Source organism: Paeniglutamicibacter sp. ORCA_105 (assembly GCF_045798545.1).
GTDB classification, from domain to species: Bacteria; Actinomycetota; Actinomycetes; order Actinomycetales; family Micrococcaceae; genus Paeniglutamicibacter; species Paeniglutamicibacter sulfureus.
The window spans coordinates 32,836-50,934 of sequence record NZ_JBIXLM010000005.1 but is presented as its reverse complement, the minus strand read 5'-3'; the positions used below and the strand labels follow the sequence as shown (position 1 = coordinate 50,934).

At 65.7% G+C, this 18,099-nt stretch carries 12 protein-coding genes; 8 read left to right on the top strand and 4 right to left on the bottom strand.

Going from position 1 to position 18,099, the window contains the following annotated elements; all coding sequences use genetic code 11:
* Positions 1 to 42: 42 nt before the first annotated feature.
* From ACIPUB_RS03755 to ACIPUB_RS03745, 3 genes are all read right to left on the bottom strand, one after another.
* Positions 43 to 1,863 (bottom strand): calcineurin-like phosphoesterase C-terminal domain-containing protein, encoded by a 1,821-nt coding sequence (locus ACIPUB_RS03755; RefSeq protein WP_407606138.1) that lies wholly within the window; start codon positions 1,861 to 1,863, stop codon positions 43 to 45.
* A 219-nt stretch (positions 1,864 to 2,082) separates the two neighbouring features.
* Positions 2,083 to 3,906 (bottom strand): calcineurin-like phosphoesterase C-terminal domain-containing protein, encoded by a 1,824-nt coding sequence (locus ACIPUB_RS03750; protein ID WP_407606137.1) that lies wholly within the window; start codon positions 3,904 to 3,906, stop codon positions 2,083 to 2,085.
* A 231-nt stretch (positions 3,907 to 4,137) separates the two neighbouring features.
* Positions 4,138 to 5,316 carry an MFS transporter gene (locus tag ACIPUB_RS03745; protein WP_407606136.1) on the bottom strand — a complete coding sequence of 393 codons (1,179 nt, stop codon included), beginning with the start codon at positions 5,314 to 5,316 and terminating at the stop codon, positions 4,138 to 4,140.
* Positions 5,317 to 6,818: 1,502 nt separating this feature from the next.
* Here ACIPUB_RS03745 and ACIPUB_RS03740 point away from each other — a divergent pair.
* From ACIPUB_RS03740 to ACIPUB_RS03710, 7 genes are read left to right on the top strand one after another with little or no spacing between them, the layout of a single operon-like run.
* A complete protein-coding gene (locus tag ACIPUB_RS03740) occupies positions 6,819 to 7,913 on the top strand; it encodes a substrate-binding domain-containing protein (RefSeq protein WP_407606135.1) in 1,095 nt (364 codons plus the stop codon).
* Positions 7,897 to 9,462: a sugar ABC transporter ATP-binding protein gene (locus tag ACIPUB_RS03735; RefSeq protein WP_407606134.1), complete on the top strand. Its 1,566-nt coding sequence runs from the start codon at positions 7,897 to 7,899 to the stop codon at positions 9,460 to 9,462. The genes ACIPUB_RS03740 and ACIPUB_RS03735 overlap by 17 nt, the downstream gene beginning before the upstream one ends.
* Entirely contained in the window at positions 9,459 to 10,466 is a 1,008-nt protein-coding gene (locus ACIPUB_RS03730) for an ABC transporter permease (RefSeq protein WP_407606133.1), read from the top strand. Before ACIPUB_RS03735 ends, ACIPUB_RS03730 begins: the two co-directional genes overlap by 4 nt.
* Positions 10,463 to 11,569 (top strand): ABC transporter permease, encoded by a 1,107-nt coding sequence (locus ACIPUB_RS03725; RefSeq protein ID WP_407606132.1) that lies wholly within the window; start codon positions 10,463 to 10,465, stop codon positions 11,567 to 11,569. Before ACIPUB_RS03730 ends, ACIPUB_RS03725 begins: the two co-directional genes overlap by 4 nt.
* Before the next feature lie 18 nt (positions 11,570 to 11,587).
* Positions 11,588 to 13,030: an LLM class flavin-dependent oxidoreductase gene (locus ACIPUB_RS03720; RefSeq protein WP_407606131.1), complete on the top strand. Its 1,443-nt coding sequence runs from the start codon at positions 11,588 to 11,590 to the stop codon at positions 13,028 to 13,030.
* A 15-nt stretch (positions 13,031 to 13,045) separates the two neighbouring features.
* Complete coding sequence (locus ACIPUB_RS03715) at positions 13,046 to 14,272, top strand: acyl-CoA dehydrogenase family protein (RefSeq protein ID WP_407606130.1); 1,227 nt, start codon at positions 13,046 to 13,048, stop codon at positions 14,270 to 14,272.
* A 40-nt stretch (positions 14,273 to 14,312) separates the two neighbouring features.
* The gene (locus tag ACIPUB_RS03710; protein ID WP_407606129.1) at positions 14,313 to 15,551 is read left to right on the top strand and encodes an acyl-CoA dehydrogenase family protein; all 1,239 of its coding nucleotides are present in this window, start codon (positions 14,313 to 14,315) and stop codon (positions 15,549 to 15,551) included.
* A 22-nt stretch (positions 15,552 to 15,573) separates the two neighbouring features.
* Here ACIPUB_RS03710 and ACIPUB_RS03705 read toward each other — a convergent pair whose 3' ends face one another.
* Positions 15,574 to 16,371: a GNAT family N-acetyltransferase gene (locus tag ACIPUB_RS03705; RefSeq protein WP_407606128.1), complete on the bottom strand. Its 798-nt coding sequence runs from the start codon at positions 16,369 to 16,371 to the stop codon at positions 15,574 to 15,576.
* Between the two features lie 138 nt (positions 16,372 to 16,509).
* On the opposite strand from ACIPUB_RS03705, the gene ACIPUB_RS03700 reads away from it, so the two are divergent.
* Positions 16,510 to 18,084, top strand: a complete 1,575-nt coding sequence (locus tag ACIPUB_RS03700) for a helix-turn-helix transcriptional regulator (protein ID WP_302263104.1) — start codon at positions 16,510 to 16,512, stop codon at positions 18,082 to 18,084.
* The last annotated feature ends 15 nt before the right edge of the window (positions 18,085 to 18,099 follow it).

Genomic DNA, 18,099 nt, shown 5'->3' with positions numbered 1-18,099 from the left:
CCGCGACGCACCGCCGGTGCGTTCAATCAGTGAAACCGGGTGTTACTCGGTGACCTGGAAGGCCAGGGTTTCGGTGAATTCACGGCCGTGCATGTCGGTGGCGGTGAACTCCGCGGTGTGCTCCCCGGGCGCGAGATCCGCGGGCAGCTCGAGACGCCACAGGTGCATGGAGCGGTCGGCGAGTCCGCCGCCGTGGACGAACTGCTCCTGGATGGCCGCGGGGTCGGAATACTCGGCGCCGATGCGCGGGGTCTCTCCACTCATCTGCTGGGTGCGCACGGCCGCGACGGGTTGGCCGCCGTCGACCTTGACCTCGACGGAGGAGCCGGTGCTGCCCATCCAGAAATTGGCGGTCAGCCAGGCCTGGCCGGCAAGATCGTCCTGCGACACCAACAGCGGTTCCTCCAGCTCGGGAGCGGAACCGCGCGGCAGGTCGATGTTCTCCTCGTACCAAGCGCGGTACTTCGCCGTGTTCAGGCCCACGGACATCTGCCGGGCCCCATCGCCGCCTCGGATAGTGAAACGCTCGGTGACCTCCGTGTTCTTGATGTCGAGGGTCAGCACGCCTGGTGGGGTGCCGTCGCGCTGGACGGACGTCGGATAGCCTCCGTCGAGGACCCGGCCGCCGTACCAGTGGCCCGACACCGCGGGAACGGTCAAGTGCGTGAACGGCAGGCCCGCCTCGCCGACCTCGTCGCGCCACCCGGCCATCAAGTCACCCTCGCGCAGGTTCTCCGCCATGTGCGTGTGCCCGCCCAGCGAGACGACCTCGCGGTCCTCGAGGATCTCGTAGATCTCCTTCAGCTGCTTCACGGTGTGCGAGTCGCTGTAGTAGAACTCGAGCAGCGGGCTGTGGCCCGCCAACACGATGACCTTGTTCTTCGGGACCTGTGCGATGTCGGCGCGCAGCCAGTCGAGCTGGCGCTCGCCGAGGCCGTAGGTGTAGTTGCTCTTCTTTGCCGGCACCTTCGTCGGGTACTCGATGTTGCTCAGCGCCACGACGTGCGCCTTGCCGGAGTCGTAGGAGTAGTACTCCGGCCCGAACTGGGCGCGGAAGGAGTCGAACTCGTGTTCGCCGTCAAGCGCGTCGAAGTCCAGGTCGTGGTTGCCGGGCAGGAATCGTGCCGGCCCGTTGAGCATGGAGGTCAGCTCGCGGGTCTGGGTGAAGACAGAGAGGTCGTCGCCCACCACGTCGCCGATGAACAGGGCGCCGCAACCGGCGTAGTCCTCGCGCGCGGCGAGATCCGCGAATACGCCGTTGCGGGCGTACTCGACCTCCTTCTGGTTGTAGGTCTGGATGTCTGCGCCAATGGCGCAGTGCTGCTCGGGCGACTGGGTCAGCGTGCTTTGGGCCAGCGGGAAGTTGACCGCGTCCGGCAGGGCGCCGGTCGGGGCGATGCCGCCGAACTTCAGCGCCGGGGAGCCTTCGGGCAGGTGGTTGTAGAAGAACTGGGCGATGTTGTCCTCGTCGACAGGGACCTGGTAGCCGCGCGGCTGGGTGACGAACACCGTCATGTTGTCGAATGCCGGAAGTTCGTAGCGGCCGTTTGAATCGGTTGTGGCGATCTCGCGTCCGTTGGACACGCTCACGCCGTTCAGGCCGGGCTCGTTGCCGTCGTGCCGGGAATTCTCGTTCTTGTCGTCAAAGACGACCCCGTTGAGCTTTTCCTGGTTGTTGGTGCCGGTCGGCGCAACGACCTCGACGGCACCGCGGTAGGCAGTTGCATCCCAGTCGGCCTGGGTGGGGGCCGCCCCCGCGCTGGAGGAAAGCAGGGTGCCCGCGGTGGCCAGGACCAGGGCGCCTGCCGCGATGCCCAGCGGCCGGCCTGGTGGTTTCTTGGACGGATTGATGAACGGCTTCAAGACGTGCCTTCCGGTGCGATTGGATTTTGGGCCGATCGGGGAACCGGCCTTGTCCAGCGTTTCAACGGCAGGTGAACGGCAGGCAGTGATTGGGGGAGCGCCGGGTGGCATGGACGAGGCGACTCGCCGACGGGGATATTTCCGAAAACGGCGGCGGTGCGCCGCAGCCCGAAGGCCGCGACGCACCGCCGGCGCGTTCAGTGAGTGTGAAACCGGGTGTTACTCGGTGACCTCGAAGGTCAGCTTCTGCGTGAATTCGCGTCCTTGCACGTCGGTCGCGGTGACCTCCGCGGTGTGCTCGCCGACGGCGAGGCCGGAAGGAAGTTCCAGGCGCCACAGGTGCATGGAGCGGTCGGCGAGGCTGCCGCCGTTGACCAGCTGCTCCTGAGCGGCCACCGGGTCGGAGTACTCGGCACCGACCAGCGGGGCTTCGCCCTGCATTGCCTGGGTGCGGGTGGCCTCGGTGGAAGCCGCGCCGTCGATGCTCACCTTGACGGTGGAGCCGGTGGAACCCATCCAGAAGTTGGTGGTCAGCCAGGTGTCGTTGGCCAGATCGGACTTCGGCACGGACAGCGGGTTCTCGAACTCGGGGGCCTTGCCCTTGTTGGAAAGGTTCGCGGCGTACCAGTTGCGGTAGGCCGGGGTGTTCAGGCCCAGGGCCATCTGCACGGAGTCGTCTTCGCCGCGGACGGTGAAGCGTTCGACGACATCGGTGTTCTTGATGTCAAGGGTCAGCACGCCCGGGCGTCCGCCGTCGCGCTGCAGGGCGAGCGGGTAGCCGCCCTCGGCGTCGCGTCCGGAGTACCAGTCGCCGGAGATGGCGCCGGCGGTGATGTGGGTGAAGGGCAGTCCGTCGATGCCGAAGATATCGTTCCAGCCGGCGAGCCGGTCGCCTTCGCGCATGTTCTCGATGCTGTGGGTGTGCCCGCCCAGCGCCACGACCTCGCGGCCCTTCAGCAGTTCGTAGATCTCGGCGACCTGCTTGACCTGGTGCTTGGCGCTTCCCTGGTCGGCGAAGTCGAGCAGCGGGATGTGTGCGGCCAGCACGATGACCTTGTTCATAGGAATCTGGGCAATGTCGTTGCGCAGCCACTGAAGCTGCTGCTCGTCCAGGGCGCCGGTGTAGTCGCCCTTGGCTGCGGGCTGCTTGGTCGGGTACTCGACGGTGTTCAGCGCGACCACGTGGGCCTTGCCGGCGTCGTAGGAGTAGTACTCCGGGCCGAGGTTGGCCTTGAAGGTGTCGAACGCGTGCTCGCTGGTGGTCGAATCGAAGTCCAGGTCGTGGTTGCCGGGCAGGAAGCGCGCCGGGCCGTTAAGCACACTGGCCAGCTCGCGGGTCTGCGGGTAGAAGGAAAGGTCGTCGCCGACCACGTCCCCAATAAACAGGGCGCCGCAGCCCTCGTAGTCGGTGCGCTGGGCCAGGTCGGCGAAGGCGCCGTTGCGGGCGTATTCGACCTCGTCCTGGTTGTAGGTCTGGATGTCGCCACCGATGAGGCAGTGCTGCTCGGGGGACTGGGTCAGCTGGCTCTTGGCCAGCGGGAAGTTCACTGCCTCCGGCAGTGCGCCGGTCGGGGCGATGCCGCCGAACTGCAGTTCCGGGGAGCCGGCGGGCAGGTGGTGGTAGGAGAACTGGGCGACATTGTTTTCGTCGACCGGTACCTGATAGCCGCGCGGCTGCGTAACGAACACGGTCATGTTGTCAAAGGCCGGCAGCTCGTAGCGGCCCTTCGAATCGGTCTTTGTGACGTCACGTCCGTTCGACACGGTCACGCCGTTCAGGCCACGCTCATTGGCGTCCTGCTTGGAGTTCTTGTTCTGGTCGTCGAAGACGATTCCATCGATGGATTCCTGGCCTGCGTCGCCGGTTGGCTTGACGACATCGACGGTGCCGCGGAATGCGGCTGCGTCCCAGTCGGCCTTGACGGGGGCCGCGTTGGCGGCGGGGGAGAGAACGGATCCGGCGAACATGAGCGCCAGGGTTCCGGCGGCAATGCCGAGGGGACGGGCATGGGCCTTCTTGGACGGTTGGGTGAACGACTGCACGAGGGACCTCCGGGTTGGGGGAAAACCTGCCGACTTATTCGTCGGCACCTCCAACATTCCAAGTGCGGGTGAATGGGGAACGGGGTTCGTGGTCCGGGAAGGGGGCCTGCCGGCAAAGACTCGCCCACGAATTCGTGAACACTGGGGCGGGCAATGTTCGTGCGAAGTTTTTGCCATGGTTCCATGGCGTCAACGTTCATGGGCGGGACGCGCGGAATTTAGTGCGTGTTGCTAGCCGAGGTTGGCAGGTTCGGCATGGCGACGGTTCCATGCTGTGTGGCCGAATGTCGCGGCCGTTGTCAACAGCGCGCTGAGCAGCAGGCCGTATCCGAAGATGGCGGCGTAGTCGCCCGTTTCGGCCAGGGCGGCCGTGGCGAAGTTTCCCAGCGAGCCGCCCAGGAACAGCGATGCGGCGAACAACGAGACGGTCGTCGCACGGGCCTGCGGTGCGACATCGGTGGCCCAACCCTGCATTGACGAGTGCATGACCGCGTTGGCGACGCCGATCAAGGTCGCCGTCACGGTGACCACCGCAGGTACCGGCCACAGCATGGAGATCCCGCAAGCCACCGTCAATACCGAGCCGCCGGCGCAGATCAGCCGGGTCCGGGAGAAACGGTGCACCAGTTTCTTCATCGCGCGGGCACCGGATATCACCCCCACGGCGTAGCCGGTGGCCAACAGCCCGGCCACCCCAATCCCCACGCCGGCGTGCTGAAGCGCCGGGACGATGTAGGTCAGCGCGCCGAGCAACACCATGCCCTCCGCCAGGGCAATCACGTAGACGCCAACCGCGGCTACGGTAAAGGCGCGGCGAAGCTGGAAGCGTCCACGAACCACCGGAACAGCCGAAACCCTGGCCAACGCAAACAGGATTGCCGCAGCTCCCAGTGCAGGAATTCCAAAGACCAGCCGCCAATCCAGGAAGGTCGCGACGGCTCCTGCCCCCAAGGTGGCCAGTGTCGCTCCCAGCGAGGAATAGATCTGCAGGTCCGAAAGCCCCCGGGCACGGTCGATCCCCGTCCGGGTATCACCCAGCAGCGTGAGCAAGGTCGGATACAGGGCGCCGAACATGAAACCAGAGAAAGCCCTGGCCACCAGCAACGGCACGTATGAAATGAACAGGGTGCTCGCAACGGCGCCGAGAACGGCCCCGATGAGTGCCAGACGCAGCACTGTCAGGCGACCAAAGCGGTCGCTGAGAAATCCCCACAAAGGTTGCCCGAAGGCGTAGAAAAGCGCATAGACGGCGACCAGCTGAACGGCCTGGGCCAAGGAGAGATCCGTGAAAGTAGCCAAGGCGACGAGCATGGGCGGGGTGGCGAAACGGTCAAAGAATGCCAGGAAGCCGATGGAGCGAAGTACCGGATCGGGTATTGCGCCCACCGATTCGGTGGAGTCCTCGGACATATGGTTGCTCGCCCTTTCCAAGCTCTTTCCTCGCTATATGAAACCAGTTCGTTTGGAAGAAGGGAGGTTTGTGACGGCCTGCGGTACCTTTCGTGTGGGCGCGGCGGGACGGCCAGGCCATATCAGGTTGCCCAAGTGTCAGCAGCGATCGACAACAGGAGTCGAAGGATGCAAGTCGTCGCTAGTCCGCGCATTTCCCATTACCGCCATTTAGCGGAATGGTCGCCTGAAGAGGAGTAATTTGTTGCGACCGTTGCGGAATTTCCCTCACTGCCATGGCTCGACGACGACCAGCACGCATCCCTTCGCGCATTGGAGAGTCTCGTCGAAGAAGTCGTACCTGACCTTGAATTCAATGGCGAAGACGGGCCTGCACCGTTCTCCGAGCGTTCCTATAGTGGCAACCTCCGCGTTCGGGTCTCACCGGCCGAGCACCGGTAACTTGTGGTCGAGGCTCAGAGACAGGGTGTCTTGTTGGATCGGTTCCCGAGCTCGATCCCGGCTGCCCGGGGCCAACGCTAAGACTTCGAGTGGGAACAGAAGCGCAGGAAACCATGAAGATGGTTGCCTGCGCCTCAGGTAGACGTACTACTCCGTGGAGTTCAACAGATTGGATTCCTTGCGACACCTCAGCGTCTAAAGATCCTGCCCAGGAAAGAGCGAAGCCCGCCGCGGGAACCCAAATGGCCCTCAAGCTCCCACGGATCGGCAGCCGCGTCGGAAAGCGTACCGTCCGCGCCGTAGAGGACATGCTTGGTACCCGGGCCCGGGATCTGGGCACCTGCCAAATTTGGGAGTCCGGGGCTTGACGCCGAACCGTGCAGCGCGGCAGGACCCATCCTGGAGGTACTGCCTGCATTGCCTGCCGAGCGGGGACGTTTGTTTTTCATGTTCATCACCGGGTCCTTTATCCGTACCCTAATTCTAGATTTTTTTGTCCGTGTCGGAGCATGAATTCCGACAACATCTTTTGCCATCGGCATCGCTGGCCGTTGGGGCACTGCATCAGTCGTCAGCACTGGGCGGTTTTATTCCTGCCGGACACAAAGTGAATTGCGAAGCCGAGTCTGGTGAATGTGTCACCGGCCCCAGCGGGAGAAGCCGTAGCGGATGTAGCGGAGGGCGGCTAGTTCCAAATTGAAGTCGAAAGGTGACGGTTCCTTGCGCCATATGACATCTCGAGGTCGATGAAGGGCGGAATTCGGGCCGGGGTGACGACGTGAAAGTCGCCAGACGACGTCATGAGGCCTGAGGCAACCGACATATTACGGTCGTGTTTATTCGGCGGAATCAGGCTGTTTGAATCGATGAGTACCCATCCAGAGCGGCCGAGAGACCTGGCTTGTTGACGCCGCAGCAAGTTTACGGAGCAATCCGTGGATAGTGCTTCGGCCAGGACCGATGGAGATCTCGCGATTCCTCCCGCGGCCAGGACCTGCTGGCCATGGGTCGGATTGTTTGTCGATTTCTTCGCCACCGAGATTGTTGAAGGAATGCGTTTCATGGAAAACACCCAATCCCATTCGGCATCGTCCGGCCGTGCGCTGCGCGGAGCGATTCTTAAGAGCACGAGCCTGGCAGCCGCGCTTACATTGATGGTCACCGGATGCTCGCTGAAGGAACCGGTGGCCACTGCCGCTCCGGTCGCCAACCAACCAGGTACGGGGGCAGCGGGCGCTCCCGTTGCAGAAGCCGACCCCCTCGCCGGCGTCCCCTCGCTGGAAGGCAAGACGGTTGGAATCGCCGCAAAGGACATTGTCCACGACTACAGCCGCGTCATTTATGAGGAGCTCCAATCCCGAATTGAGGAACTCGGGGGCACGGTGATTGCAACCCAGGCCGAGGCAAAGGACGACAAGCACGTCAGCAACGTGGAAAACCTCGTCACGCAGCAGCCTGATGCGATCATCGTGATCCTCGGTGATGCCCAAACGCTCAGTCCCGCCCTGAAGAAGGTCGATGAGGCCGGGATCGCACTGTTCACCATCGATTTCCAGTCCGAGTACAGCAGCAACAACGTCACCGGCGACAACTGGTGGGTCGGCTCCACCGTTGCCCGCACCCTGGCCGAGGACATCGGGGGCAAGGGCAAGATCCTGGCCTTCAACGGGTTCCCTGGAGTGGCCCCGTGCCGCATCCGCTACAGCGAACTCAAGGTGGTGCTCGAAGACTACCCGGGAATCGAAATCCTGAAGCCCGAGCTTCAGGACAAATACGAAGGCACCATCGAGGATGCCAAGAAGCAGGTCCAGGACCAGCTTCGCAGACTCCCCGCCGGGGAGATCGACGCCATCTGGAGCTGCTGGGACATCCCGCTGATCGGTGCGGCCCAGGCCGTCGATTCGGCAGGCAGGGACGAAATCAAGCTCTACGGCGTCGACGCCGAACCCGGGGCACTTGACCTCATCGCGGACCCGGAAAGCTCCTACACCGTAACCGTTGCGCAGCAGACCAAGGCGATGGCAGCCAAGTCGGCTGCCAACGTTGCCCTCTTGCTCGGCGACCGAGCCGACGAGGTCCCCAACACCAGCTACCTGGCCCCGGTGTTCATCGACAAGTCCAACGTGAATCAGGTGCGCCTTGACCTCGGCATCTAACGTCCCGCTGCTGAAAATGACCGGAATCAACAAGTCGTTCGGTTCCGCGCAGGTCCTCACCGACGTCGACCTCGAGCTCGGTTCCGGGCAGATCCTGGGGCTCGTTGGCGAGAACGGGGCCGGCAAGTCGACACTGATCAAGATCCTCACCGGCCTCTATGCCGCCGACTCGGGCGAGATCCGGCTGGACGGAAACCCCGTGTCCATCGCCAGGCCGGCCGACGCCGAGGAGCTGGGTATCCACGTGATCCACCAGGACCGGCACCTGGCCCCCCGGCTCTCCGGCGCGGAACAGCTGTACCTCGGACACCGGGACCTCGGCCGCGGCTGGATCCGCCGCGGCAACCTGGAACAGAAAGCCGCCTCCGACATTCTGCGCGTCACCGGCCAGCACATCGATGCCTCCCTGCTGGTGGAACGGCTCACTGTTGCACAGCAGCAACTGCTCCAGATCACCCGGGCGGTGCTTTCCGAACCGCGGGTGTTGATCCTGGACGAGCCAACCGCGCCGCTGGCCTCCGGCGAGGTCGACCAGCTCTTCGGCACCCTGCGCCGCCTTCAGGGCGCCGGCGTCGGCATCATCTACATCTCCCACTACCTGCAGGAACTCAACGAGATCACCGAAAAAATCACCGTGCTGCGCAACGGCGGGAACGCCGGGAATGTGTCGCTGCGCGCCGGTGCCAGCCTTGAAGACGTGGTCGAGCTGATGGTGGGTCGCAAGGTCGTCGAGTTCGACCACGGGCGGACCCCGCGCCGCCCCGACAGCAAGATACCGGCACTTCAGGTCCGTGGGCTCAGTGTTCCCGGCACCCTGCAGGGGCTTGACCTCCAAGTGCTTCCCGGAGAGGTGCTGGCCATCACCGGGCTGGTCGGCTCCGGAGTGGATGTCGTCGCCGACGCCGTCACCGGCACCGCCAAGCGCCACGGAAGCGTTCAGCTGAGCGGCCAACCGGTGCGCGACGTGGCCGGATTCGTTGCCAACGGCGGGGCCTATGTTCCCTCGAATCGCCGCCGCGACGGCATCTTCGTGAGAAACACCGTGGCGGAAAACCTGTCAGTGGCGCGCTTGGGCAACGTTTCGAAACTCCTGGGATTCATCGCCCCCGCGCTGGAGAGGAAGCTTGCAAGGAAATACATCGAGCAGCTCGACATTCGCCCGGCCAGCGGTTCGGCCATCGCCGGGAACCTTTCCGGGGGAAACCAGCAAAAAGCGGTGCTGGGCAAGTGGCTGGCCGCCGACGCGTCGGTGCTGGTGCTTGACCAGCCCACCTCCGGTGTCGACGTCGGCAGCCGTGCCCAGATCTACGCCCAAATCAATGAGCTCGTCGAGGCCGGAGCCGCCGTGCTGGTGGTGACTGTCGACCTGGAGGAACTCATCGGCATCGCCGACCGGACCTTGGTCCTTTACCGCGGAAAGGTCGCCGCGGAACTTTCCGGACCCGAGGTCACCACCGACCGGATACTGGCGATCGCCTCGGGCGCCGTCTCGGCCCCGGGCCAGGCCCAATCCACCCCCGAAACCCCGAATGCGAGGCAGTACGCATGAGCGTCACCACGCTGGACCCCATCCGTCCGGGCACCAGGGCCGCCGCCCCGCGCAGGCGCCCCGCACTAATCACCTGGGCCGGCTATGCCGCAGTGGTCCTCATCCTGGGCTTCTTTGCACTTGGATCGCCGCACTTCCTGCAATGGGAGAACGTGTCCTCGGTGCTGAACCAGGCAGCCGTCTTCGGGATCGCCGGCATCGGCTTGGCCATCGTGATCGTCACCGGTGGCGACGACGTCCTTGAGGGCGGCATCGACCTTTCCATCGGGGCCACCGCCGGGCTTGCCGGGACCGTCACGGCCGTTTCCGTCGCGGCCGGCACCGGAGCCACGGCCGCCGTGCTCACGGGTCTGGCGGTTGCCGCGGCGTTGGGCGCTGTCAATGGAGCTGCCGTCGTCTTGGGCCTGAGGCCGCTGCTGGCCACGCTGGCGACCATGGGCATTGCCACGTCCCTGGAACTGGTGGTCAGCGACAACCTCAAGGTCGCCCTTGATGGGGGAGCCTTCCTGTGGCTGCGCCAGGGAACCTTCGCCGGCCTGCCGGCTGCCGTCGTGGTGCTGGTTGCGGGCACCCTGCTTGCCTGGTGGGCGCTGGGCAAGACCGCCTGGGGCGTCAACAGCTACGCGGTGGGGCAAAACGCCACGGCTGCCTCGATCGCCGGGCTGTCCCCGGCACGCTACCGCTTCTCCAGCTACGTCATCAGTGGCGTGTTGGGCGGCATCGCCGGGGTATTGCTGGCCTCGCGGCTATCCGCCGCCGTCCCCGGCATCGGCGGGCAGATCCTGCTGGACATCATCCTGGTGGCCTACATGTCCACCGTCTTCTCCCGCCGGCTCGTGGTCAACATCCCCGGCACCGTCGTCGCTGCGATCTTCGTGGCCGGGCTGGCCAACGGGCTAACCCTGCTGGGGGTTGCCAGCCAGTGGGTCGGCGCAGCCAAGGGCCTGTTGATCCTGCTGGTGCTCGCCGTCGTCGTTGTCCGAGGAAGGAACACCGCATCATGACCCTCATTCAACAATCCCCACCGTTGCTGCCCACGCCGCCGGCACCGCAGCGCAACCCCGGGCCCGCTCCCGGCCGAGAGCGGCGCCGGGTCGGAGCCATCGCACCGCGGCTGATTGCCCCGGTGGCCCTGGCCGCGATCCTGCTCGGCTTCGGCATGCTGTCCCCGGTCTTCCTGACTGCAGGGAACCTGGCCGGCGTGCTGGGCCAGATGGCCATCCTGTCGCTGGTGGCCATCGGGATGACCATCGTGGTCCGTGCCGGCGGCATCGACCTGTCCATCGGAGTCGCCGTGGACCTGGCCGCGCTTGCGTCCGCGGCGTTGATCGCCGACGGATACCGTGCCTGGGTCGCCATCGCGGCCGGATTGCTCTTTGGACTGCTGGTCGGCGCCGTCAATGCAGCACTGATCGTTGGCCTGCGCATCCCGCCGTTCCTGGCCACGCTGAGCGTCTGGTTCATTGGCACCAGCGTCCAGCAACTGCTCACCGGCGGTGGCGCCCCCATCTACCTGTCCAAGCCCCGCGTGCCGATCGAGTTCGCACTGCTTGGCCGCGGCTACCTGGTGGACGTGGACGGGGTGATCGTCAGCGCCGCGCTCGTTACCCTGGTCATCGGCGTGCTGCTCGGGGCGACCCGCTGGGGCCGCACCGTGACGGTCACCGGCGAGCAGCCCACCGCGGCGCGTATCTCGGGGCTGCGGATCAACCGCATCACGGTCTCGGCCTACCTGCTCTGCTCCCTGGTCGCGGGGTTCGCCGGAGTCATCCTTGCCTCACGGACCAATGGGTTCGTGCCCGGGTCCGGACAGGCATACCTGATGGATGCCATCGGCGCGGTCTTCATCGGGGCGACGCTTTCCCGCTTCTCACGCGTCTCGGTGCCCGGAACGCTCATCGGCGTGTTGATCTTCGCTCTGCTGAGCAACGGGATGAACCTCGTGGGGCTCTCCTTCTTCTGGCAGGGACTGGGCCGCGGCGTCGTGCTGCTGGCCATCCTCCTGCTCGGTGTGCTGCTTTCCCGCAGCGTCCCGGCCGGAAGCGGGATCCTGGCCCGGCTATTGACCAGGCCGGCACACCGCAACGCAACCCAGAGCACCGACTAGGAAGAGGCCCCACACGCCATGGCACAACGCATTTCCCTCAATGCCTTCGACATGACCACCCCGACCCACCAGAGCCCCGGGCTCTGGCGCCACCCGGAAAACCGGGCGGATACCTACAACACACTCGAATACTGGACGTCCCTGGCAAAGACCCTTGAGGCCGGCGGCTTCGACGCCCTGTTCCTGGCCGACGTGCTGGGAATCTACGACGTCTACCAAAACTCCAGCGCCCCGGCACTGCTGGACGCCGACCAGGTCCCGCTGAACGACCCGTTCATGCAGGTCTCCGCGATGGCGGCGGTGACCAAGAACCTCGGGTTCGCGGTGACCAGCGCGCTGACCTACGAACAGCCCTACGCGCTGGCCCGCAAGTTCTCCTCGCTTGACCACCTCACACGCGGGCGCATCGGCTGGAACGTTGTCACCAGCTACCTCGAATCGGCCGCGCGGAACCTGGGCTACACGCGCCAGCTGGGACACGACGAGCGCTACGACCTCGCCGACGAATTCATGGAGGTCGTCTACAAGCTCTGGGAGGGTTCGTGGGAGGACGGCGCCGTCGTCAAGGACAGGGAGCGCGGGATCTACACCGACCCCTCCAAGGTGCACCCGATCAACCACGACGGCACGTACTACAAGGTGCCCGGAATCCACCTCTCCGAGCCCTCGGTGCAGCGCACCCCTGCCATCTTCCAAGCGGGGGCATCCTCACGCGGCCGGCGCTTCGGCGCCACGCACGCCGAAGGGATCTTCCTGAACTCGATCAACACCACCGTCACCAGCCGGCAAACCGAGGCAATCCGCGACGAACTCGAGCTGGTCGGCCGCCCGCGCGATGCGGCCAAGCTCTACGCGCTGGTCACCACCGTGGTCGCCGACTCGGATGCCAAGGCCGAGGCGCTGTACCGCGAATACCAGTCCTATTCCTCCCGCGAGGGAGCCATGACCTTCTACGGAGGCTGGTCGGGCCTGGATTTGAGCAAGTACGCGGGCGAGGACGAACTGAAGTACATCGACACCAATGCTGCGCGCTCCGCACTGTCGATCTTCACCACCGCGGATGCCACCAAGTCGTGGACGCCGAATGCGATCGCCGACTACCTGGGCATCGGCGGCATCGGCCCGGTCTTTGTCGGTTCAGCCGAGACCGTTGCCGATGAGGTGGAGCGCTGGGTGGACGAATCGGGACTCGATGGCATCAACCTGGCCTACGCCGTGACCCCCGGGTCCTTCGAGCAATTTTCCGACCTGGTGGTCCCGGAACTGCGCAAGCGCGGACGCGCCTGGGGTGGCTACGAGGGATCCACGCTGCGCGAATACGTGGCCGGGCAGGGCAACACCAAGGTCGCCGACACCCACCCGGCGGCAGCCTACCGCGGCGCCTATGCGGACAAGCCCTCCGCAGCCGAGGCCGCGGCAAGCGACACCCCCGAGGCCGTCCTGGCCTCGAACCACTCCTAGGAAAGAGGCAAGCACATGAGCACAAGCACCGAGACCCTGCGCCGCACCCCCTGGACCGGGAACGCCGACGAGGCGGAGATCGCCCACTGGAGCGCCATCGCCCAATCGGTGGCCGACACCCTTGCCACCGATGCCCTGGCCCGGGACCGCGCCAACGCGACACCCCATGCGGAGGCGGAATTGCTGCGCTCCTCGGGTCTGCTGGATCTGCTGGTCCCGGCGGAGTTCGGCGGTGGCGGGGGACACTTCGAGTCCTCCTTCCACGCCGTGCGTATCCTGGCCACCGCCGACGGCTCGATCTCCCAGCTACTGGCCTATCACTACTTCAACCAGGCGGGCATCGGCTTCTACGCGGCCCCGGAGGACCAGCCGGCTTGGTGGCGCCGCACTGTGGAGGGCGGCTGGCTCTGGGGCGACTCGGTGAACCCCGTGGACCCCACCCTGGTGCTCACCGAAGATGGCGAGGGCTACCGGCTGAACGGGTTCAAACGCTTCTCCACCGGCTCCGGGGTGGGCGAGGTCATCATCGTCAACGCCGTCATCCAAGGCGGAACCAACGACGGCAAGGTGCTGGCCTTCGTGCTGGACACCGGGCGGGAGGGCCTGGAGCTGGTGGGAGACTGGGACCACCTCGGCCAGCGGCTGACGGCCTCGGGCTCGGTGCGGTACACCGATGTCGCGGTGTTGCCCGAGGACATCCTCGGGCCGGTCACCGACGAGCCCATCGCCTCGCTGCTGACGCCGGGGGTGCAGTTGGGCTTCGGCAACTTCTACCTCGGCGTCGCCCAGGGCGCGCTGGCCAAGGGCAGGGAACTGCTGCTGGCGCGCAAGAACGCCTGGTTCCTCTCAAACGCCGAAAGCTATGCGCACGACGTGGTCTTCCAGCGCGCCATCGGGGAACTGAAGGCCCGCACAGCAGCGGTTGAGGCGCTCGCCGAGAAGCTGAACCGACGCTTCGATACCGAGGTCGCCCGGTCCAACGAGCTGACGGCCGAGCAGCGCGGGGACTACGCCATCGCCATCGCCGAGCTGAAGGTGGTGGCCACCGAGACCGGCATCGAGGTCGCCAACCGCATTTATGAGGTCACCGGCGCCAGCTCGACGGCCAATTCCGTGGGCCTCGACCTCTTCTGGCGCAATGTGCGCACCCACACCCTGCACGACCCGGTCGACTACAAGAAAATCGAGGTCGGCGCCCACTTCCTGCATGGAGAGCTGCAACCGCTCTCGCTCTACACCTAAGCCCCGTCCCGCTTTCCTTCCCACACAAAGGAGTCCAACCATGACCACCACATCCCTGAACCGCAGCCGGCTCGAGCAGCTTTCGGCACGCTTCGCCCCGCTCTTCGCCGACATCGCCGCCGGTGCCTCGGAGCGCGACCGCACGGGGTCACTTCCCCGCGAACAAGTCGCGGCATTGGCCGACGCCGGGTTCGGCGCGGTTCGCGTTCCCGAATCCCACGGAGGTGCCGGGGCCACGCTGCCCGAGCTTTTCGAGCTGCTCACCGAGCTAGCCGCGGCAGACCCCAACATCACCCAGGCGCTGCGCAGCCACTTCGCCTTCGTGGAGGACCGGCTCGTCGCCGTCCCCGGCGCCGAACGCGACGCGTGGCTGGCGCGCTTTGTCGCCGGCGAGCTGGTAGGCGGTGCCTGGACCGAGATCGGGACCGTGACCGTGGGCGAGGTGAATACCAAGGTCAGCCCCGACGGCAACGGCGGATTCGTGGTCAACGGGACCAAGTACTACTCGACCGGGTCGATTTACGCCGACTGGATCGACACCTACGCCCAGCGCACCGACACCGGCAGCCGGGTCATTGCGGTAGTCAGCGCCCACCAGCCCGGGGTGCAGCTGGGGGACGACTGGGACGGATTCGGCCAGCGCACCACCGGCACCGGGACCTCCACCTACACCGACGCCGTCGTCACGGCGCAGAACCTCATCGAATTCGACACCAGGTTCAAGTACCAGACTGCCTTCTACCAGGAGGTGCTGCTGGCGGTGTTGGCGGGAACGGCGCGCGCCGTCGAGCGCGAGTTCGCCGCCGAGCTGGCCGCGCGCAAGCGCACCTTCAGCCACGCCGCGGCCAACGTCGCCGGTGAAGACCCGCAGCTGCTGCAAATCGTCGGAGAGGTTTCCGCGGCCGCATTCGTCGCCGCCGGCGCGGTGGAACGCGTGGCCACTTCCCTGGAACGCGCCTACGAAACCGCCGTCGCGCTGCATGCCGGGGACGCCACGGAGCAGGAAGACGAGGCGGCCAACGACGCCGCGGAACTCGCCTCGGCCCAGGCGCAGGTGGCACTGACCCCGCTGGTCCTCAATGCCGTGACCCACGCCTTCGATGCGCTGGCTGCCTCGGCCACCAGCACCACCAAGAACCTGGACCGCCATTGGCGCAACGCCCGCACCGCGGGAAACCACAACCCCTGGGTCTACAAGGCCCGCCTGGTGGGGGACCACTCCGTCAACGGCGCTGCCCTGCCGCGGGTCTGGGCCATTGGCGCGTCAAAAAGGGCGTAGCCGGGCGGCGCGGCCTTCGGGCTCAGCGCGACCAGTAATAGGGCGTGGTCGTGGAGACCTTGAGCAGGCCGGAGCGTTCCAGGATGGGACGCGAGTACTCCGTCGAGTCGCTGTGGACCAGCTTCTTGCCCTGGGCCAGCGCAGACCGCGCCCGCGCAGCCGTCAGCGCGCGGTAGATACCGCGTCCGCGGTAGGCCCGGAGGGTGGAGCCGCCCCAGATGCCGACAAAGTCGGTGTCGGGCACGGGCTCGAGCCGGCCTGCGCCGACCATGCGCCCGTCGGTCTCGGCCACCCACAGTTCCATGCCGTCGTTGCGCGCCAGTCGGTTGATGAGTGCATCGGCAAGACGGGCGTTGGAGGGGTTGCCGAAGGCCTGCTCGACCATCTCGCTCATGATGCGTACATCGGAATCGCTGGCGATGCGACGCAGGACCACCCCGTCCGGGGTCGGGACATCGGCACATAATCCTTCGAGGGCACCGATCATGATCGACTCGGGTTCCCCGGGCCGGAAGCCGTGGGCCAGCAGCGCCCCGTGCAGCCCCGGTGCACGATCGTACCCCCGGCTTTTCCACTCGATGCCGGCGATCGTCGGATCCTTGCGGAAATGGTCGAGCGCCCTGCCAACGAGTGTGGCGATTCCGACTTCGTCAACGGATCCCAGATCCCGGTACGTAACGAAGCCACGCCCTCCGGCGAACGTCACCAGGCGCAGTGTGTCCAGCAGATCAACCCGGATCGCGCTGGGCGTTTCGGCGTCCGTGCGGAGCTGGTCGTCGTAGGCCTCGAGGTATTTCGCATGGTCAGTCACCGGTTTCATGCTGTCAGGGCGGTTGGTCCGGCACAACCCCCGCTGGGCGGCGGGAAAGCACGACGCGAATAGCTCCACATGGAATCCTGCTGGTTCGTGGACGGCTGTGCGGACTGGCGGATTTGGCATGCAACTTCCCTGAAACGAATGTTTGGTGTTTCCAATGCAGCTTTTTTGGTCAAGTGCTGGGAAGATCTTCACTTCTTCGCGTACCCTGAAAACGTGAGCACCCCCACATGGAACCGGCCTGCAACACCGGAGAAGAGTGTCCTGTCGCCGGAAGATGCCGAGCAGCTGGACATCATTTCCCTTGGCCGGCGGATCCGGCACCTGCGCAAGACCAAGGCCATGACCCTCGACGACCTGTCAGAGGCCGTGGGCACCGCACCCAGCCAACTGTCACTGATGGAAAACGGCAAGCGCGAACCCAAGCTCAGCATGCTCAAGTCCCTGGCCGCCATCTTCGGGGTCGGGCTGGACGAGCTGCTCGGCGCCGCACCTCCCACGCGGCGCGCAGCCCTGGAAATCGAGCTCGAACGCGCCCAGCGCGGACCGCTCTACCAATCGCTCGGGCTGCCCAAGGTGCGCATCTCCTCGCGCACGCCCATGGACGTGCTCGAATCCCTGGTCGGGCTGCAGGGGGAGCTGGAGCGGCGGCTCAACGAGCAATCGGCCACCCCCGAGGAGGCGCGCCGCGCCAACGCGGAGCTGCGCGGCGAGATGAAGGCACGCAACAACTACTTCCCGGCGATCGAGAAGGAAGCCGCGGCCGTGCTCAAGGCCATCGGCCACACCACCGGTCCGCTCTCGCACCACCAGGTAGCCGACATCGCCGCGCACCTGGGCTTCTCCCTGCACAACGTCTCGGACCTGCCGCACTCCACCCGCTCGGTCACCGACCTGAAGAACATGCGGGTCTACCTCACCCAGTCCCAGCGCTCCGAGCATTCCACGCGCTCGGTGCTGTTGCAGGCCTTCGGACATCACGTGCTGGGCCACGCCACCCCGTCCGACTACGCCGAGTTCCTGCGCCAGCGTGTGGCGACCAACTACTTTGCGGCCTCCCTGATGATGCCGGAAAAGGCAACCGTGGATTTCCTGCAACACGCCAAGAGTGCGCGGGAGCTCGCCGTCGAGGACATCCGGGACGCCTTCGCGGTCTCCTACGAGACGGCTGCGCACCGCTTCACCAACCTTGCCACCGAGCACCTGGGCATCACCGTGCACTTCCAGAAGGTGCACGAGTCCGGCATCATCCACAAGGCCTACGAGAACGACGGCGTGAACTTCCCGATGGACCACATCGGTGCCATCGAGGGCCAGTCGGTGTGCAGGCACTGGACCAGCCGCGAGGTCTTCGACGTGGCCGACCAGTTCAGCGCCTACAACCAGTACACCGACACGACGGTCGGCACCTTCTGGTGCACCGCGCGGACCGAGCGTTCCAACACCGGGAAGTTCTCGCTGAGCATCGGGGTGCCCTACGTACACGTGAAGTGGTTCCGTGGCCGCGACACCACCGAGCGCTCCGTATCCACCTGCCCGGACGAGTCGTGCTGCCGCCGCCCGCCACTGGAGCTGCAGCAGCAGTGGGCGGGCCAGGCCTGGCCCAGCGCGCGTGCCCAGACGCATCTGTTGGCGGCCATGCCACAGGGTGCCTTCCCTGGCGTGGACGAGACCGAGGTGTATTCCTTCCTGGCGCAGCACTCGATGGACAAATAGTGCGCCGCGTCACAG